13 protein-coding genes and 5 pseudogenes are annotated in these 16,548 nt (G+C 67.5%); 10 read left to right on the top strand and 8 right to left on the bottom strand.

Translation table 11 applies throughout. The features are described 5' to 3' along the window. Positions 1–12: 12 nt before the first annotated feature. The 5 genes from ACZ7DE_RS40755 to ACZ7DE_RS40735 all read right to left on the bottom strand — a co-directional run bounded on the left by ACZ7DE_RS40755 (position 13) and on the right by ACZ7DE_RS40735 (position 4,147). Positions 13–180, bottom strand: a complete 168-nt coding sequence (locus tag ACZ7DE_RS40755) for a hypothetical protein (protein WP_470769572.1) — start codon at positions 178–180, stop codon at positions 13–15. A 297-nt stretch (positions 181–477) separates the two neighbouring features. Further along, positions 478–1,728 (bottom strand): AbiJ-related protein, encoded by a 1,251-nt coding sequence (locus ACZ7DE_RS40750; RefSeq protein ID WP_470769570.1) that lies wholly within the window; start codon positions 1,726–1,728, stop codon positions 478–480. Further along, positions 1,725–1,886, bottom strand: coding sequence for a hypothetical protein (locus tag ACZ7DE_RS40745; RefSeq protein ID WP_470769568.1), 162 nt, complete (start codon positions 1,884–1,886; stop codon positions 1,725–1,727). The genes ACZ7DE_RS40750 and ACZ7DE_RS40745 overlap by 4 nt, the downstream gene beginning before the upstream one ends. Before the next feature lie 41 nt (positions 1,887–1,927). Further along, positions 1,928–2,653: a DinB/UmuC family translesion DNA polymerase gene (locus ACZ7DE_RS40740; protein WP_470769566.1), complete on the bottom strand. Its 726-nt coding sequence runs from the start codon at positions 2,651–2,653 to the stop codon at positions 1,928–1,930. Positions 2,654–2,947: 294 nt separating this feature from the next. Next, positions 2,948–4,147, bottom strand: a complete 1,200-nt coding sequence (locus ACZ7DE_RS40735) for a HEPN/Toprim-associated domain-containing protein (protein WP_470769564.1) — start codon at positions 4,145–4,147, stop codon at positions 2,948–2,950. A gap of 299 nt (positions 4,148–4,446) precedes the next feature. Here ACZ7DE_RS40735 and ACZ7DE_RS40730 point away from each other — a divergent pair, with 299 nt between their 5' ends. The 5 genes and pseudogenes from ACZ7DE_RS40730 (at position 4,447) to ACZ7DE_RS40710 (ending at position 9,577) form a co-directional block, all read left to right on the top strand. Further along, on the top strand, positions 4,447–6,219 hold the full coding sequence (locus ACZ7DE_RS40730; RefSeq protein ID WP_470769562.1) for a serine/threonine-protein kinase: 1,773 nt from the start codon (positions 4,447–4,449) through the stop codon (positions 6,217–6,219). Positions 6,220–6,237: 18 nt separating this feature from the next. After that, positions 6,238–6,939, top strand: coding sequence for a hypothetical protein (locus ACZ7DE_RS40725; protein ID WP_470769560.1), 702 nt, complete (start codon positions 6,238–6,240; stop codon positions 6,937–6,939). A gap of 294 nt (positions 6,940–7,233) precedes the next feature. After that, positions 7,234–7,994, top strand: a pseudogene (locus ACZ7DE_RS40720) (transposase family protein). Between the two features lie 15 nt (positions 7,995–8,009). Continuing rightward, positions 8,010–8,175 (top strand): annotated as a pseudogene (locus ACZ7DE_RS40715) (transposase); the annotation flags it as partial. 913 nt (positions 8,176–9,088) lie between these two features. After that, a complete protein-coding gene (locus ACZ7DE_RS40710) occupies positions 9,089–9,577 on the top strand; it encodes a DUF3291 domain-containing protein (protein ID WP_470769558.1) in 489 nt (162 codons plus the stop codon). On the opposite strand, the gene ACZ7DE_RS40705 is transcribed toward ACZ7DE_RS40710, so the two are convergent. Next, complete coding sequence (locus tag ACZ7DE_RS40705; RefSeq protein ID WP_470769556.1) at positions 9,507–10,532, bottom strand: GlxA family transcriptional regulator; 1,026 nt, start codon at positions 10,530–10,532, stop codon at positions 9,507–9,509. The two genes, ACZ7DE_RS40710 and ACZ7DE_RS40705, sit on opposite strands and share 71 nt — an antisense overlap. Before the next feature lie 141 nt (positions 10,533–10,673). Here ACZ7DE_RS40705 and ACZ7DE_RS40700 point away from each other — a divergent pair, with 141 nt between their 5' ends. After that, positions 10,674–11,633 (top strand): proline dehydrogenase family protein, encoded by a 960-nt coding sequence (locus tag ACZ7DE_RS40700; protein WP_470769554.1) that lies wholly within the window; start codon positions 10,674–10,676, stop codon positions 11,631–11,633. A gap of 199 nt (positions 11,634–11,832) precedes the next feature. Next, positions 11,833–12,055 (top strand): annotated as a pseudogene (locus ACZ7DE_RS40695) (MMPL family transporter); the annotation flags it as partial. Here the strand turns inward: ACZ7DE_RS40695 and ACZ7DE_RS40690 are convergent. After that, positions 12,038–12,637 (bottom strand): annotated as a pseudogene (locus ACZ7DE_RS40690) (AraC family ligand binding domain-containing protein); the annotation flags it as partial. The pseudogenes ACZ7DE_RS40695 and ACZ7DE_RS40690 sit on opposite strands and share 18 nt — an antisense overlap. A gap of 49 nt (positions 12,638–12,686) precedes the next feature. Between ACZ7DE_RS40690 and ACZ7DE_RS40685 the strand changes: the two are divergent. Further along, a complete protein-coding gene (locus ACZ7DE_RS40685) occupies positions 12,687–13,196 on the top strand; it encodes a DUF2000 family protein (protein ID WP_470769552.1) in 510 nt (169 codons plus the stop codon). Between the two features lie 76 nt (positions 13,197–13,272). On the opposite strand, the pseudogene ACZ7DE_RS40680 reads toward ACZ7DE_RS40685, so the two are convergent. Continuing rightward, positions 13,273–13,356 (bottom strand): annotated as a pseudogene (locus ACZ7DE_RS40680) (heme-degrading domain-containing protein); the annotation flags it as partial. 162 nt (positions 13,357–13,518) lie between these two features. Here ACZ7DE_RS40680 and ACZ7DE_RS40675 point away from each other — a divergent pair. Together ACZ7DE_RS40675 and ACZ7DE_RS40670 are read left to right on the top strand one after the other, a co-directional pair. Beyond that, positions 13,519–13,788, top strand: a complete 270-nt coding sequence (locus tag ACZ7DE_RS40675; RefSeq protein WP_470769550.1) for a hypothetical protein — start codon at positions 13,519–13,521, stop codon at positions 13,786–13,788. A gap of 306 nt (positions 13,789–14,094) precedes the next feature. Further along, positions 14,095–16,548, top strand: a 2,454-nt coding sequence (locus ACZ7DE_RS40670) for a helix-turn-helix transcriptional regulator (protein WP_470769548.1), incomplete at its 3' end; no start/stop codon positions are given.

Genomic DNA, 16,548 nt, shown 5'->3' with positions numbered 1-16,548 from the left:
CGGATCGACGTCCTATTCGCCATGCTCCGCGACGGCACCTTCTACCAGCTCCCGACTACCGCCGCGGCTTGACGAAGACCATAGGGGCACCTTTTGCGCTGCGGCGTCGATGGCTTTCACGACCCGCTGGCGGCGCCGGTCGCCATCTGCCTTGCGGCCGGCGGTCATCGTGGAGCTCATGCGGTCCTCCTCGGCCGGACGTCGGGCAGGGGCTGGCCGATGCGAGGCATCCCCAGCATGACGCTGCGCCGCGCGCGTCCACGGCACCGAGGTGCGCCTCACGCACGTGGCGGTCCCGGCGTACTGGGACGGCCCCGCCTTTAGGCGGGGGCCAGACGTGGCCGCTTTCCTGGAGGCGCAGGCCGACCGCGGTCGGCCGCTCGGTCAGCTGCCTCTGGCCTGACGAGCCGCCGCGGGTACGGTTATCGCACTGGGGCGCTTGCCCATGCGCAGAATCCTGCGCCCACAGCGCGATTGTCAGCTGCTCACTCTGAAGCGGCGGAACATGTCTGGGATGAACTGCCGCAGAAGGTCCTGGGCTGCATCGAGACGCTTGAGCTCGTCGTGGCCGAAGCGGAACACTTCGTATCCCCTGAGCTTGAGGTCTCGGTCAGCGGCGACCATGTCGGCGTATTTGGCAGTGTCCGGGGTGCGGCCATGGTCGCGGGTGTAGTGCTGTGATCCGTCGACCTCCAGGACGACGCGTTGTCCGTGCGGCAGCAGCAGGAGGAAGTCCATCCGGGAGCGCAGCAACGCCTCAGGGCCGCGTTCTTGAACGGTCCTGTGGTCCCAGTGCAGCCAGACTTCGGGCAGGAGAGCGGGATCATCGGGGGAGGGCGGGAGAGCCGTCTGGTAGGCCACGAAGAGGTTCCTCTGACCAGGCGAATTGGCCGGCAGGCTCTTGAGGAGTCGTTGGTAGAGATCCGTCCTGACGTCGGCCTCACTGCTGATCTTGCGGGTGTCCTGCCACCAGCTATGCAGATCACGCCAGCGCAGGCCCGTGGCGGGGATCTCCCGGTCGTAGACAAGGGTGGCGTCCGGGCGCCCTCCGACGATCTCGATGTCGTTGTCCACCGAGGAGCGGAAACGAATGTCCGGTTTCTCAAGGGAGGCAAAGATGATGTTCTTCGGCCGCCGGTTGCCATGCAGTCGCGTCGACACCACTGTGAACAGGGGGTAGCCGCCATCGCTGCCGGTCACTCTCAACTCGACCCCAGCAGTGCGGAGATGACTGTTGATGATGCTGACGGTTTTCTCCTGGAGGTGCTCATCAAGGAGTACGTCCGCTGAAACCAGGCTCTCCAAGAAGCGGGCCAACCGTGCGTCCCCGGCCTCGAACACGCCGAGGTTCTCGAAAAGGTCTTCCGTCGACCAGTCTCCGGGGTTGCGGAAGACGTGCCGTTCGATGCGGTCCCTCAGCGTCACCGGCCGCGTCCCGTTCAGCAGCAGGCCCTCAAGCTCCTGGAAGGACAGGTCCGATTCCGCGGCTATCCAGAATCGGTCGAGTAGCCGCATGAAGCGGTCGTGGTGCTGCGTCAGTTCCGACAGGTCGAGGGCGCGTGCCAGTTCACGGCGGGCCTTCTTGGGAATCTCGGGCGGTGCGTCCTCTGCCCACAGCAGGTCTTCGAGCTGGTAGCGGATCGACGGACTCACATGGACGTGGCTCTGTTCCAGGATGCGTCGCGTGATCTGTGGAAGCTCAGCGTCGGGTACTTGGCTGAGACTCACTCAATCCGGTCGCGCTTACTCCCGGCATCGTCAGGGACCGGTGGCATGCCCAGGTGTTCGAAGGCCGGGTTCAGCTCGGGGTGCGTCAGGCTGCCAAGACCCGCGACGACCTCGCCGACCATTGTGCGAAGCGCTGAACGATCCCTGCTGTCGGCCATTGGCAGATGGTCGCAGAAACCGAGAGGATCCGGCAGCGGCACTATGTCGCACGACGTCCGCGGTCGTTCTCTGGGCGACCGCCTTGGTCCCACTGCTGGGCTGACGGGGGACGGGCGCTGATGGCGAGGGCGGCGGGGTAGATCACCTGGTGCCCATAGCGGGTACGGGCGCGATCGGCGACGGCTTCGATCGCCAGAGGCTTGTCGTCACCGCCGTCGAGGGTGAGCTGCCGGGTGGCCCGGTCGGCGGGCCGAAGGGCGTCGGCGCGCAGCGTGATGCTGCGGACCCGGGCGCGCTGGAGACCGAGGGAGTCGTACACCGCGTACGCGGCGCGGGCCAGGAGGAGGGTGTGCTGGGTGGCTTCGGGCAGGGTCCGGCTGCGGCGGGTCGCACTCAGGTCGGCGTAGCGGATCGTGCAGGTCACGCCCGTGGCGATCTGGTCGGTTGCACGGAGGCGGGCACCGAGGTCGTCGGCGAGGGCGAGCAGGATGCGCCGGTGGGCGGCCGGGTCGAGTTCGTCCCGGGGGAAGCGATGTTCCGTGCTGAGGCTCGCCGGTGCCGGGGTGGGGTCGACGACCGTGGGGTCGTGGCCCTGGGCGTGCTCGTGGAGGGCGCGGCCGGCGCGGGCACCGAGGAGGCGCTGCAGTGTGTGCTGCGGGACATCGGCGACGTCGCCGACGGTGTGCAGGCCGTATGTCGTGCACCGCCACCCGTCCTGGGCCCAGCCTTTCGGCGCCGCGTTCGCCGCGGTGGTTGTGATGGCCACCCTGGTCGGCTTGATCCTCACCCTATGAGCCGCAGGGACCCGCACACGGTGCCGGCTTCCGCTCCGCCTTCCGGCCCGGTCTACCGGAGGCGGCAGGTGCGGCTCCTCGTTCAACAGAGCGTCGACGGACGCGAACAGCTCTTCCTCAGATGCCATTCCTGCACCTTCACGTCAGAACCCAGATTTCTGGCCGCCCTGGCAACCGGCGGGCTGGGGCGGGACGAGCGAGCCTGACGGGGCCCGCCTCCCGGCGAAGCCCCTCGCACGCGGGGCGGGCCCGGCCGACGTCGGCCTTCAGTCGAAGGCCGACACAATCTGGTCGATGATGGCGCGGATGCCGCTCCAATCCGCGTCAGGGTGCGGCCCGCCGACTCGGTGCGCCTTCACCTTGGCCAGGAACCGTTCCTGTGCAAGACGCTTGTCTTGGTCAGCCAGTGCTCCCTGGTACCGGCCCAGTTTCGGATTCCACGACTTCCACTGCACGGGCATGAGTCCGGAGTCTGTCTGCAGAACGTCCTGGCCGAGGTAGAGCTCAAGTGCTCCTGCCCGGCCGTTGACATCCGCGGGCACCGGGTCGTCGGTGTACGGGCCGAGGGTCGGGTAGTGCTCCAGCTCTGGCAGCGACGGGTAGAACATGACCCGGCAGCGTCCCGGCAGGCTCCGCGTCAGGGTCTTCTCCATCCCGGCGATGCCTTCGGTGTCGTTGTCGGCGATGGCCACGAAGCGGTTGGCGACGCCGGCGGCCACGAACGCCGCCACGTTGCGGGCCAGTTGGGCCACTCCCCCCTCCACGCCGCCGGAGTCGTAGTCGAAGAAGGTGACGAATCCCCTGAGGTGGGGATGGGTGACCTCCATGCCCATGGACAACAGTCGGGCGTCGGTCGGCCCTTCAGTAAGCACGAGGAGCGGGGAGTTCTGGGTGAGGTCGGCGAGTTGCTCGGCGCGCGCCTGCTCCGCGATCGGCTGGGCGGCGTCGAGTTCGACGCAGCATCCGGTGAGCTGGGTCAAGTCCAGGCCTGCCGTGCTCTGAGGGGCGGGGGCGCAGTCCAGGAGCAGCCGTACGAAGTGGCGGCTGTCCATCCGCATGGCGAACTCGTCCAGCGAATCGTCCAGCAGTTCGTCGCGCCCGCCGCTCTTGTTCTCTTCCGGCGGGAAGGCGTGCGCGTCCGAGGCGAGGAGTCGGCGGATGTGGTCCTCCACGGTCGCCGTGTCCAGGGTCGCGCCGTGCTGCTCGCCTCTGATTGCGGTGATGGCTGCGGCGAGGGCCTCCCGGGCTCGGATCTGGGTGAACCCCTGTACCTGGAGCCGCTCGCGGAGCGCCATCACCGTGGTCTGGTAGGTGAATTCGGCCCATGGCTGCCCGTCGTCATGAGTGTGTTCGACGACCGGGCACCGGTCCTCCTCGGTGAACAGGGCTGCCACGTCCGGCAGATAGCCCTCCCGCGCGTACAGGAAGGTGTGCCCCGCGATCTCGAGGTAGGAGTGGTGTCCCATGGGGACAGAGTGGCAGGGGCCTCCCCTTTGGCGCCGCTGATATCCGGTACCGAACACGTTGCCGCCTGCGACACGCGATGGTGAACGCAGTGATCCGCACACCGCTGTGTGTCCCAAGTGACAGCATGCGTGTCACCGCCTGCCTCCCGCTCGCCGGCCCCTCAGTCCACATCAGACCCCCAGGAGGACGCCAGATCTGAGCAGTAACTACTCATGAGGAGGCTCGGCCGGAGCTGGCAGTGTGGGCCGTCGAACCTTAGGTGCCTGAGGTCTGGTGTGAGGCAAGGCAGAGAGGGACTGTGAAGACCTGGTCCGTTCCCGGTTTCACCGAAATGCGTGAGCTGGGAGCTGGTAGTTGTGGACGCGTGGTGATGGCCGTCGATACGGCCTCCGGGTCTCCCGTCGCCATCAAGTACCTGAACGAGAGGCTGACTGGGGATCCCCGCTTCCTGCAGGAGTTCCGTGCCGAGTCTCAGCTGCTGAGGGAAATCGACTCCCCGCACGTGGCGCGCCTGCACCAATACGTGGAGACCCGAGACGGCGCTGCCATGGTGCTGGAGCTGGTGGACGGACTCTCCTTGCGCGCCTTGCTGAGGCAGGAAGGCGCGACCACGCCCGAAGCGGCGCTGACCGTCCTCAAGGGTTCGCTCCTCGGTCTGAGCGCAGCGCACCGGCTGGGCATCATCCACCGCGACTACAAACCTGAAAACGTCCTGGTCACCACTGACGCCACCTCGAAGCTGGTCGATTTCGGCATTGCCGCACGTGACGGTTGGGAATCCACCGGCACGGCGGGCACCCCCATGTACATGTCCCCGGAGCAATGGCAGGGCCATCCGGCGTCCCCCGCGACGGACGTGTACGCCGCGAGCATCACCTTCTTCGAAAGCGTCACCGGGTCCCGTCCCTTCGCCGGTGAGCACCTCGCCGAGATCGCCGCGCAGCACATGTCCACGCCGGTGCCCGCGGAAGCCGCACCGGAGCCACTGCGACAGCTACTGCTGCGCGGAATGGCCAAGGAGCCAGCTGAGAGGTTCAGTTCGGCGGACGAGTTCCTCGCCGAGCTCGAGACCGTCGCAGCCGGCGGCTACGGTCCCGACTGGGAGAAGCGGGGGCGGCGCGCCCTTGCCGCGCTCATCGTCGCTCTGCAGCTGGGACTGGCGCAGCCTCCAGTCCCCGACGTCGAAGCCACGACCGTACTCGCCACCACCGATGTGGACGAGGAGTCAGCTGCATATGACGTGCCCGGGCGACCACACGAACGACGGTCCGGTCGCGATCACACCGCGAAGCGGGGCATCGCCGGCTCCATCCCGCGCCAGCGACGCGGAGCCCTGGTGGTCGTCTCCGCCGTGATGCTGTTGGGAGGTGCAGCCGTCGCAGGGGCCGTCATGAGCAACGACCCGGCCAAGGACACCGCGCACACGGCCCCTGCAGCTGGCCGTGAGACCGGTGAGGCGGTCACGGACCCGCAGCGGCTGCCCTCCAGCGATTCCCCCGAGAACCTTCCTACGCTTTCGCCGTCGCGCTCACCGAAGGGCGGTTCCATCACGCGCAGCACCACCACGTCAGACCCCAGCGGTGCCCCCGACGGCGGTCCGGGGCAGGGTCCGAGAGACGGAAGGATCGGATCGGGAGGGTCGGGCACCGCGAGCGCTAGCCCGGCATCAGAGACTTCGCAAGGCACCGAAGCGCAGCAGTCGACGGCCTCGCCCACCACAACTCGTGCCGAGCGTGCGGTCCGCTCGGTAACCATCACCTCTCTTCAGGAGTCATCGCAAGGACGAGGCGCCGATGCGACGGTGACCGTGACCACGCGTGGGACGGACCCCGTCGGTCTCACGCTGACCTGGTACAACAGCTATCAGGCCAACACGCCTGAACAACAGGACGGAAGCACCGAGACCTACCAGCTGAGCGGCCGCACCAGCTATCAACTCTCCTACCACCACGGCTTTACGACTTGCCCCCGGTACTGGGGACTCCAGGTCACCACTACCCCTGACGCAGAGTCAGGGGCAGCCTTCCAGGACATGGATGCCCTGACCTGCGTCTTCAAACCGCGCGGATGAGTGAGGCCTGGAGACCGCATGCCGAACAATGACGACTGGCCCACCCAGCGGATAGAGCACCAGCGTGCAGATTTCCCCGACATCGAGGCTCCCGAGTACTTGTCGACGGGTTGGACTGGCGCCTCCGGCGTCCCGTTGTCATCGGGGCGTCACAATGAGCAGCACACGGCAGTGACCGTGTGGAAGACCGGCGTGTACCCCGTGAGCCCGCTGGCTGAGGAGGTGTTGCCGACCCTGTCTCTTCCCGAAAGGGCACCGCTGAGCGACCGCGCCACCACGGTCTGGCGCGACGGCACCCAGCACCGCACGGGGCGTTCCCAGCATCGCAGGAGGCGGCTGTGGCGGCGGACGATTCTTGTGCTACTGGCCGCTACCGCCGCCGGTGTGGTCCTGTGGCAGCGGAACACACCGGAAGTGGCCGTCGCCGAAGTCATGGTTAGCGCACGACCGGCCGAACTCACCTGTGGGCAAACGGCCACAGTGGTCGCCAAGATCATGACCAACGGGGGAGAGGGAAGCATCCGTTACCGTTGGATCCGCAGCGACGGCACCGATTCAGGTGATCTACGCCAAACCGTACGCGCGGGCCAGCGGGTAGTCAGGCTGTCGATGTACTGGACCCTTCGAGGTAAGGGCACCAGGAAAGCGCGCGCCGTCGTTGATGTCCTCACTCCGACAGCGCACACGGCCTCAGCCTCCTTTACCTACCGCTGCGACTAGTACTCCGGAAGCATTTCGCTGTCTGGGCTGGTGAGAGCTTCGTCTGAACTGTGGTGGGCTGATGTCGGGTCGGGGGCGGTGCTGCTTGATCCCTCTTCGAACGAGTGGGCTCGTGGCAGTGGCGATCTCGACCGGTGACGAGTGGCGGTCAGGAGATGCCGGCGGGGAGCAGTGATCTGTTTCCAACTTGGGCGAGTGGCTGGCAAGTTGGCGCGGGGGTGGTGTCCGAGAAGGGGTGAAGCTCCTGGTGGATGGGTTGTCGACCAAGATCAACCTGTCCGCCCGGAGCTTCACGTGCTTGTCGACTCATCGGGGATCGATCTGTCCAGCTCGACCCTGCGGTACCTCTCCCGTCTGCTGTCCGCTCGACGCCGGGAACGGGGCACGCGGTGGCGCCGGCAGAACACCGACCGGCAGGCCCTGCTGGTCCTGGCCCACCTGCGATGCGGCCACACCTACGCCCAGCTCGCGGCTGGGTTCGGTGTCGGGATCGCCACCGTCTACCGCTACGTCACCGAGGCGGTGGAGGTCCTGGCCGCCGTCGCCCCGAACCTCGCTGCGGCTGTCCGCGCCGCCGCACGCAAGGCGTTCGTGATCCTGGACGGCACCCTGCTGCCCATCGACCGGACCGCCGCGGACCGGCCGTACTACTCGGGAAAGCACAAGAAGCATGGCGTGAACGTGCAGGTCATCGCCGATCCGTTCGGCCGGCTGCTGTGGGCCTCACCGGCGCTGCCCGGCGCGGTCCACGACGTCAGAGCCGCCCGCACCCACGGCGTCATCGACGCCCTGGCCCAGGCCGGTGTCCGCTGCTGGGCGGACAAGGGGTACCAGGGCGCCGGAGGAACAGTTCGGGTGCCCTACCGCGGCCGCTGGGAGAAGCTCTCCGCAGGCCAGAAGGCCGTCAACGTCTCCCACGCCAGGATCCGCGCGGTCGGCGAGCAGGCGATGGCCACCCGTCCTGGCGGTTCCTGCGCAAACTCCGCTGCAGCACCACCCGAATCACCGACCTGGTCCGAGCCGTCCTCGCCCTTCACCTGGCGACGTCAAGCTGAGGTTGGAAACGCCTCAGTAGTAAACGATTAGGGCGACGCCGCTGGGTCATCGAGCGCACCATGTCCTGGCTGTCCGGCTACCGCCGCCTCAGCCCCCGATACGAGCGCGATCCCCCTGGCCTTTCTCGGACTCGCCGCCGCCCTGTGCTGCTACAAGCGACTCGTCCGCCTCACCACGTAGGACACGGTCTTAAACTAACTGCCTGTTCTCTATCCGCTCGCGTGGTCGACCGGGTTCGAACAGCGCCCCGGTTCGGGTGAGTTGGCCGGTCCGCGAGCATGGAAGAGGGGCCTCTTGGTAGCTCGCGGTTGTCGAGTCCAGCGAGAAGCAAGAGGCCCCGTTGTCGAAGTGTCGCGTGGTCGCGGTTGCCGGGTCCAGTTCGTCCACTCGGAAGCGGGCGTCGGACAGGTCGCTGGGATAGGGCCGTGAGGGCTGCATGATGTCTGCGTACGCGGCGGCAGCTGGCCCGAGCAGGGCGTGTCCAGGGGTGCCGGGTGCACTGGGGCGTGCGTTTTTAACTCGGTGTGAACCGGTAGGTTTCCAAATGAGACAGGAGCTCTTGTAAGGAAACCGGCGTATTGCTGCTCTGCTGATTGCCGCAAAATTCGCGTTTCCGGCGAATCGCTTCGATGAGCGCTCGACCTGGCCCCTGAAATTCACCATGAACCATCCAATACCAGAACCAAAACGCTCACAAGAGACCGCGATCATCAAGGCGCGGCGGCCGTGGAAGACGCTGTTGCACGTCGAGCTCGCCACTGCACGAGTGGGTCGACTGTTACAACCACCGCCGACTCCACGGTGAGATAGGGCACATCCCAGCCGTCGAATACGAAGCCAACTTCTACGAGCAACCACGAAGCCCCAGGTCACAGGAAACATCTGAGATCTCTATCGAACTCGGAACGGTTCAGAGTGTCTCTTGAACAGCGGGTTCATTCGAGGCGCAGGGAGCGAGGGACGCCGAGGTGTTGTCTGTTGGTTGGGCGTGGCGGGATTTTCCGTGCGGTTGTCGTTTGTGCTCCTTTGATGGGCTGGGTGATCTTGAGAAGCTCGTGGCTGCCCGATATCGCCTACGGAGCGGGGTGTTGCCATGACTGCACATTTTCTTGCCCAGATGAACGTTTCCCGTCTGAAGTATCCGTTGGACTCTGTGGAGTTGAGGCCGTTCGTGGATGCTGAAGCCTCTGTCTATACAGAGGCTGAGGAGTCCGGGGGATTCGTGTGGCGGCATACGGGCAGTGACGGTGAGGATCGATCGGGCCTGCGTGTCCTCAGTGATGATCTTCTGGTGGTGAATGTGTCAGTGTGGCGGGATCTTCAGGCGTTGAAGGCGTTCATGTATCGGGGGCTGCATCGTGACGTGATGGCGCGCCGCCATGAGTTCTTCGAGCGGGCGGATGAGGAGATGTCGGCGATGTGGTGGATCCCGGCCGATCACCGTCCCAGCTTGAACGAGGCGGAGCAGCGTCTGGTCCATCTGCGTGAGCACGGGCCGACGCCATACGCTTTCACGCTCCGTATGACGTTTCCGGCGGGCACGGCCCAAGCGGGGAGCGGCTCTGCCGAAGCAGGGTCATGACTGCTGGTGTGGGAGGCCGGAAGGTGCGCCGGTAGCTCTGGGGTGTGGTTCCGAGCCGATGGGCGAAGTGGTGGCGGAGGTTCTCGATGGTGCCGAAGCCGGAACGGCGGGCGATTGCGGTGATCGGCTCGTCGGTGGTTTCCAGATAGTGCTGGGCGAGCAGGATGCGTTGTCCGGTCAGCCATTGCAGGGGAGTGGTTCCGGTCTCCTGCTGGAAGCGGCGGGCGAAGGTGCGCGGGGACAGGTGGGCGTGGCGGGCCATCGCCTCGACGGTCAGATCCTGGTCGAGGTTGGCCTCGATCCAGGTCAGAACGGGGCTCAGTGAGCCGGTGCCCTCCCGGGGCTGGGGGCGTTCGCGGTACTGGCGCTGGCCGCCTTCCCGGTGCGGGGGTGCGACCATGCGCCGCGCAATGGCGTTGGCGACGGCACTGCCGTGTTCCTTGCGGACCAGGTGGAGGCAGGTGTCGACGCCGGCGGCGGTGCCGGCTCCGGTGATGACCGGGTCCTCGTCGACGTACAGCACGTCCGATTCGACCCGGGCGCTGGGGTGGCGGCGGGCAAGTTCCTCCGTGTAGCGCCAGTGGGTTGTGCAGCGCCGCCCGTCCAGCAGGCCCGCCTCGCCGAGGAGGAAGGCACCGGTGCAGATGCTCAAGACGCGGGCGCCGCGCTGGACGGCGGCACGCAGCTCCTCGGCGATGCGGTCGGACTGGCGTACGCGCAGGTCGTAGGCCGGAACACAGATGAGATCAGCGGACGAGAGCCGGTCCAGGCCATGAGGGGTCCGGACGTCGAAGCCGTGCCGCGTGGGCACGCCGGCGCCCGTGGCGGAGACGAGGGCGAAGTCGTAGACGGGCAGTGCCTCGTCGCTGCGGTCGATGCCGAAGACCTCACAGAAGACGCCCAGCTCGAAGGCATGGCTGCCGGGAAGGGCCAGGACGGCGACATCGCGCAGCACCGGTTCGGGTCTCCTTTCGCAGACCGCCACGAGGATGGCGGTAATTTCAGCCTACCTGACATTTCTGCCACTGCCGCTGGGGTGCCCGTCCCTGGAACGCTTGCAGCCGTGCCCCGTACGACACCCCCAGTGAGGCTCCCCATGACCACCGAACTGCCCGCCACCGTCGCCACCGCGCTGTCATCACAAGCTGCGCAGATCCTGCGGAGGCTCGCGCTCGACGAGGAGCTGAAGTGGCACGTCCCGGGAGACCCGGTTCTGGGCCCTGTGGCTCGCAAGGTCGCCCGGCGGTTCGTGGCGGGCGAAAGCCTGTCCGATGCGCTGGCGCGCGCCGAGGGCATCCTTGCCGACGGCCACCGGGTAAGTGTCGAGTACATGGGCGAGAGTTGCCGTGACCCGCGGCAGGCCACGGCGGAGACCGACGTGTTCCTCGACGCTGCCCGACTCCTGCCACCCGGCTGCTCGATCTCCCTCGACCTTTCCCACATCGGCCTCGCCGTCGACGAAGAACTCGCGCTGGCCAATGCCTCACGCATCGCGGAGGCCACCGCCGCGACCGGCCGGGAGATGATGGTCTCGGCGGAGGGCTCGGATCGCACCGACGCTGTGCTGGCCACGCACCGGGCCCTGTGTGAACGGTTCGACCACGTCGGCATCACCGTCCAGGCGCGACTGCACCGCACGGCCGAAGACCTGCAGGAACTCCTTGCTCTCCCTGGTCGTATCCGCCTGGTGAAGGGTGCCTTCCTCGAACCCGGGACCATCGCCCACCCACGCGAAGCCCCCGCCCTGACCGCTGCCTATCTCACCTACGCGGAACAGTTGGCCGACTCGGGGCACCTGTGCTCCTTCGCCACCCACGACTGGGACCTGATCCACCACATCGACCGTCACCTCGGCGGCAAGGGCCGCGAGACCTGCCCCTGGGAATTCGAGACGCTCCTGGGTCTCGGGCCCGACCGGCTCGACGCCATGGCCTCGCAAGGCCACCCCACCCGCGAGTACGTCGTCTTCGGAACTGAGTGGTGGCTCTACGTCTGCAACCGGCTCGCCGAAGATCCCCAGCGCGTGCTCCAAGCCCTCGTCGACGCCGCTTCCTGATGAGGTGGTTCGAACCCGCTTCTCCCAGCTCGCGAGACGAAGCGACTCAAGCGCCGCGCAGCCGTGGGTGATCTCGCCGTCGGAACATGGGCGGCGGCCTCATCAACCAGGCTTTGGGACAACTGATGAACGCACACGGTGACGTAGACATGGGTCACACGACGGCTGGATGGGCCGGAACCTGCCTCGCAGCGGTGGGGCACTGCTGCCCTATCTGGCGCTCGTCGTGGGTCTGGCGTTTCCTGCTTCTGATGGTGGTCTTCCGCTCGGTGCTGGTGCCGCTCAAGGCGGCCCTCGGATTCCTGCTCTCGGTCGTCGCGGCACTCGGCGCGGTCGCGGCCGTCTTCCAGTGGGGCTGGCTCGGCTCGCTCTCCGGTGTCGAGCAGACCGGCCCGATCATGTCGATGATGCCGATCTTTGTGCACCAGCCGCACCGCCTCGTCCAGCGACAGCCCCTGGAGCAGCCGCTCGTCGAGGAGGTCCCGCAGGCCGTGGGCCACCCCGTGGCCGGCCGCCCGGCGGCCGGCCGTCCCGGGGGCCGCGGCGAGCCGGGGCCGCAGGTGGGCCCGGAGCCGCTCGCCGATCAGGGCGAGGCGGCTCTGCGCCTCCAGCTCGTCGCCCCGGTGCGCCAGGGCCGTGTGCAGCTGCCCGACCCGCCGCCGCAGCACCGGGTCGCACAGGTCGGGGGCGTCCACCGCCGGGCCGATGAAGCTCTCGTCCAGCTGGGTCAGGTCGAGGTAGAGGACCCGCTTGCGGAAGCCCTGCTCGGTCGCGGGCGAGCCGTTGTGCGGCACGTGCGGCGGGAGCAGGGAGACCGTGTCGCGGGGGGTGCCGTGCTCGTGGCGGTTCAGGTCGTAGCGGACCGCGCCGGAGTCGACGATCAGCAGGGTCCACGCGTCGTGGACGTGCATCGGGTAGCGGTGCTCGGTGAAGTGGGCGTGGAAGACCTCCACGACACCCGCGACCGGCGGGCGCCACGCGGACACCCGCTGCCTGGCCACCATGCAAAGAACGTACAAGACCCGTCGGCACGGCCGGCGGCAGCATCGGGGCATGACCACGACGCCCATCACGAGCCCGGCACGCACCGCGCCCGCCGCCCCCACCGCCGCCCCCACCGCGCTCCCGGCGGGGGCGGCCGGCGGTCCGCCCGTACGCTTCGACACCAAGATCGCGGTACTGCTGCGGGAGGACCTGGAGCCCTGGCAGCGGCTGAACGTCACCGCGTTCCTGGTCAGCGGCCTGGGAACGGACCTGCCCGAGGTGGTCGGCGAACCGTACGCGGACGCCGACGGCACCCCCTACCTGCCGATGTTCCGCCAGCCGGTGCTGGTCTTCGAGGCGTCGAAGGAGACGCTGACCGCCGCGCACGGCCGCGCCCTGTCCCGTGCGCTTCCCCGGTCGGTGTTCACCTCGGACCTCTTCGCCACCGGCAACGACCGCGACAACCGGGCGGCGGTACGGGCCGTCCCGAAGGACCTGCTGGACCTGGTGGGGCTCGCCGTGTACGGGCCGCGCAACGCGGTCGACAAGGTGGTCAAGGGCGCCCGGATGCACCCCTGAGCACCATGGGCCCACCGGCCGGGGCCGACGGGGAAATGGCGGGCCACCCCCCGGGGGAAAGGGGCGGCCCGCCGGCTCATCGGGCGGTGAGGCGCTCCAGGGCCTCCACCACCAGTGCGTGGTCCTCCAGCTGCGGCAGGCCCGACACGGTGACCGTGCCCCCGAGGGCATCCGGCCGGCGCGGTTCCGCGCCAGCGCTCAGCCGGTGACACCACCGGCTGAGCGGGCCACGGAGCGACGGCACTGTGGGGACGGGGTACGTCGCGGACGCGGTGGCCGTATCCGTTAGCTGCTGGCTACGGGTGCGGCCACCTCGCTCGGCGTGTACATCACCGTCATGGGCGTGGTGATCGTCCTTGTGGCGTACGGGCTGTTCCGTGGCCTGCTCGCGGTCCTGCGGCACCCGCCGCTCGGGACCGCCGCCTCCGACCACCTCGCCCGGCGAGGGTCCTACAGAGTTGCGGAGACGCGTGCCGGGCCCAGGGCGTTCTTCGGCCGGCCCTGCCTGTCGGAGTTCGATGAGATGTCACGGCTGAGCGATATGGCCCCGCGTCTGCGTCGAATTGCACACATTAGATCATTCTCCGGCTGATATTGGGAACGTGCTCTCAGAAGGTAAGGGAATCCGTTGGACCGGTCTGCTCTCACTTCGTCGCTGGGCCTGCCGTGGCCTTTTGTCGGGCGGAACAAGGAGCTGGGCATCTTCTCAGCCGCGCTGGGCACCCGCGGTATGCATGGCGTATTGATCCAGGGTCCGGCTGGGGCCGGAAAGTCCAGGCTGGGCCGTGAGTGCTGGGATCGTGGTGTCGCCGGGGGGTCGCCGGGCCTGCGGATCACTGCTACCGCCGCGGCGGCCTCGGTGCCGTTGGGGGCCCTGGCGCACCTGTTGCCTCCCAGGGTGGACCTGTCCGATCCGCCGACTGTGTTTCGCGCCGCGGCTGCATCGTTGGCGTCGGGCGATCTCGAGCGGCTCTTCCTTCTCCTGGTGGACGATGTCCATCTGCTCGATGCCACATCCGCCATGTTGTTGTCCCAGTTGATGGACGCGGAGGCGATCTTCCTTGTGGCGACGGCCCGCGATCAGGTCCCGATGTCCGAGGCAGTCGCCGCGATCGACCGTGCCGACGGTTTGCTCCGCATCGACGTCACACCGATGGACTGTACGTCCACGGAGGACATGCTCACCGCGGCCTTGGGCAGTGTGGTCGAGAAGCGCACCGTTCTCGCACTGCACGATGCCAGTGGAGGGAATCCGTTGTTCCTCCGGGAACTGGTTCTGGGTGCCGTCGAGCGAGGCGATCTCGTCAGCACAGACCATGTGTGGCAGCTCACCGGCCGGGCAACAGCGACCTCCCGCCTGGTACAGGGCATCAAAACGCGTATGTCGGGGCTATCTCCGGCCGGCCTTCGCGTTCTGGAACTTCTGTCCCTTGTCGAGCCCGTTGGTCTTGGGGAACTTGGCTCGCCAGGCGATGAAGGGACTTTGGAATCTCTGGAGCAAGCCGGCCTCATCCGCGTGCAGTGGACACGGCGGCGGACCACTGTCACCCTCGCCCATCCGCTGTACAGCGAAGTGGTCAGGGACAGGATCCCCCCCTACCGCCGTCGGCAGATACTCGCAGCACACATCGAACGGGTCGTCGCCCGTGGTGCTCGCCGACATGACGACGCGCTGCGTATCGCCACCTGGCAGCTCTCGGCCGGCATATCGGCGGATCCCGAACTGCTCGTCCAAGCCGCCGGTCTGGCCCGGTACGGGCACGATTACGAGCAGGTGCTGAGATTTCTGGAGGCCGTTCCGGAAGACCACCACACTGTGGCCACATGTCTGCTCGAAGGCGAGGCCCTCTACGAACTCGGCAGGTTCGGCGAGGCCGAGAAGAGACTGGCTAAGGCATATGCGATGGCGGCCTCAGACGAGGATCGCGCGGCGGTCACGATGGAGCGCACCCAGAACCTGTGCTGGGGCACCTGCGAGCTAGAGAAGGCCCTCGCCGTGAACGTCGAGGCGAGGTCGTGCCTCACCGATCCGGGACTTCGGCACGCTCTGAGTGTGAACGAAGGCGCGATGCGCGTACTGGCGGGTCAGCCGGAGGAAGGGATCGCCCAGCTGAATGATCCCGGCAGCGCCGACGATGCACGGGTGCGCCTCTACGGCCTTGGTATGAAGGTATTGGGTCTGGCGGCAGTCGGTCGGACGGCCGAAGCGGTGGCGCTCGGCCGTCGCACGCACGAGGAGCACGAGCGGATCGGCGAGCACATTGTCATCCAGCATCACACCGCCGCTTTGTCATCTCTTGCCCTGGCGCACGCTGCAGCCGGAGATCTGGAATCGGCACGCCTGACCGCCGAAGGAGGCCACAAGCTGGCCGTCGTCGCCGGCGCGACGCAGCCGGGTGTTTGGTTGGCCTGGGGGCTGGCGCGCACGCACTGGCTGGCCGGAAGGTTGGCAGATGCGCGGCGCTGGTACGCCGAGGCCCTGGCTCTGGCCCGGAGCGAGCCAGTCCCCATCATCCTCCGGCTGGCGGCCTCGGGGCTTGCGGCGTCATCAGCGCTTCTGGGTGACCTCGACGGCGCACAAGAAGCACTCGAAGGATTCGACGGGTACCCGGAGTTCCCCTTCCTCACCGGCGAGGACAGCCTGGGGCGGGCGTGGCTCCTGGCATCGCTCGGACAACTGCGAGCAGGCCAGGAGGTGGTGCTGCGGGCCGCAGAGCGGTCGCGGCAAGCGGGCTATGCGAGCTCCGAGATGCTGCTGCTGACTGAAGCGGCGCGGATGGGCGCGGCCTCCCTGGTGCAGGAGCGGCTCTGCGAACTGGCCGAACGCTGCGACGGCGTGTTCGCCGCGGTTCGGTCTCGTTTCGCGATCGCGCTCAGTGCGCGGGACGGCAGTTTGCTCGCGACCGTCGCGCAGGAACTACAGACCATGGGCGCTCTCCTCCTCGCCGCCGAGGCAGCTGCGGCGGCTGCTGAAGTCTTCGGCCAGGCCGGGCAGAGCCGCGCGGCCACCAGATGGACGGCGACCGAGGCCGCCCTGCGTGAACGGTGCCAGGGAGCCTCAAGCCCAGGATTCGTCTTCGCATCCGTTTCTGTGCCTCTGACCCCGCGTGAGCGGGAAATCGCCCTCATGGCTTCGCGTGGCACGTCCAGCAAAGACATCGCCGCACTCCTGGTGCTGTCCGTCCGCACCGTCGACAACCATCTGCAACGCATCTACCGCAAGCTCGGCGTCACCAGCCGTACCGAACTCAACGCGGTCCTAGTACTCCAGCAGCGTTTCGCTATCTGGCCTGGTCAGAGGCATCGTCGGGAGTGTAGTGGGCTGATGGCATGTCAGGGGCGGTCTTGCCGG

The organism is Streptomyces sp. NPDC037083, assembly GCF_055606485.1.
The sequence above is the reverse complement of the archived record's forward strand: the minus strand, read 5'-3'. Positions and strand labels throughout refer to the sequence as shown.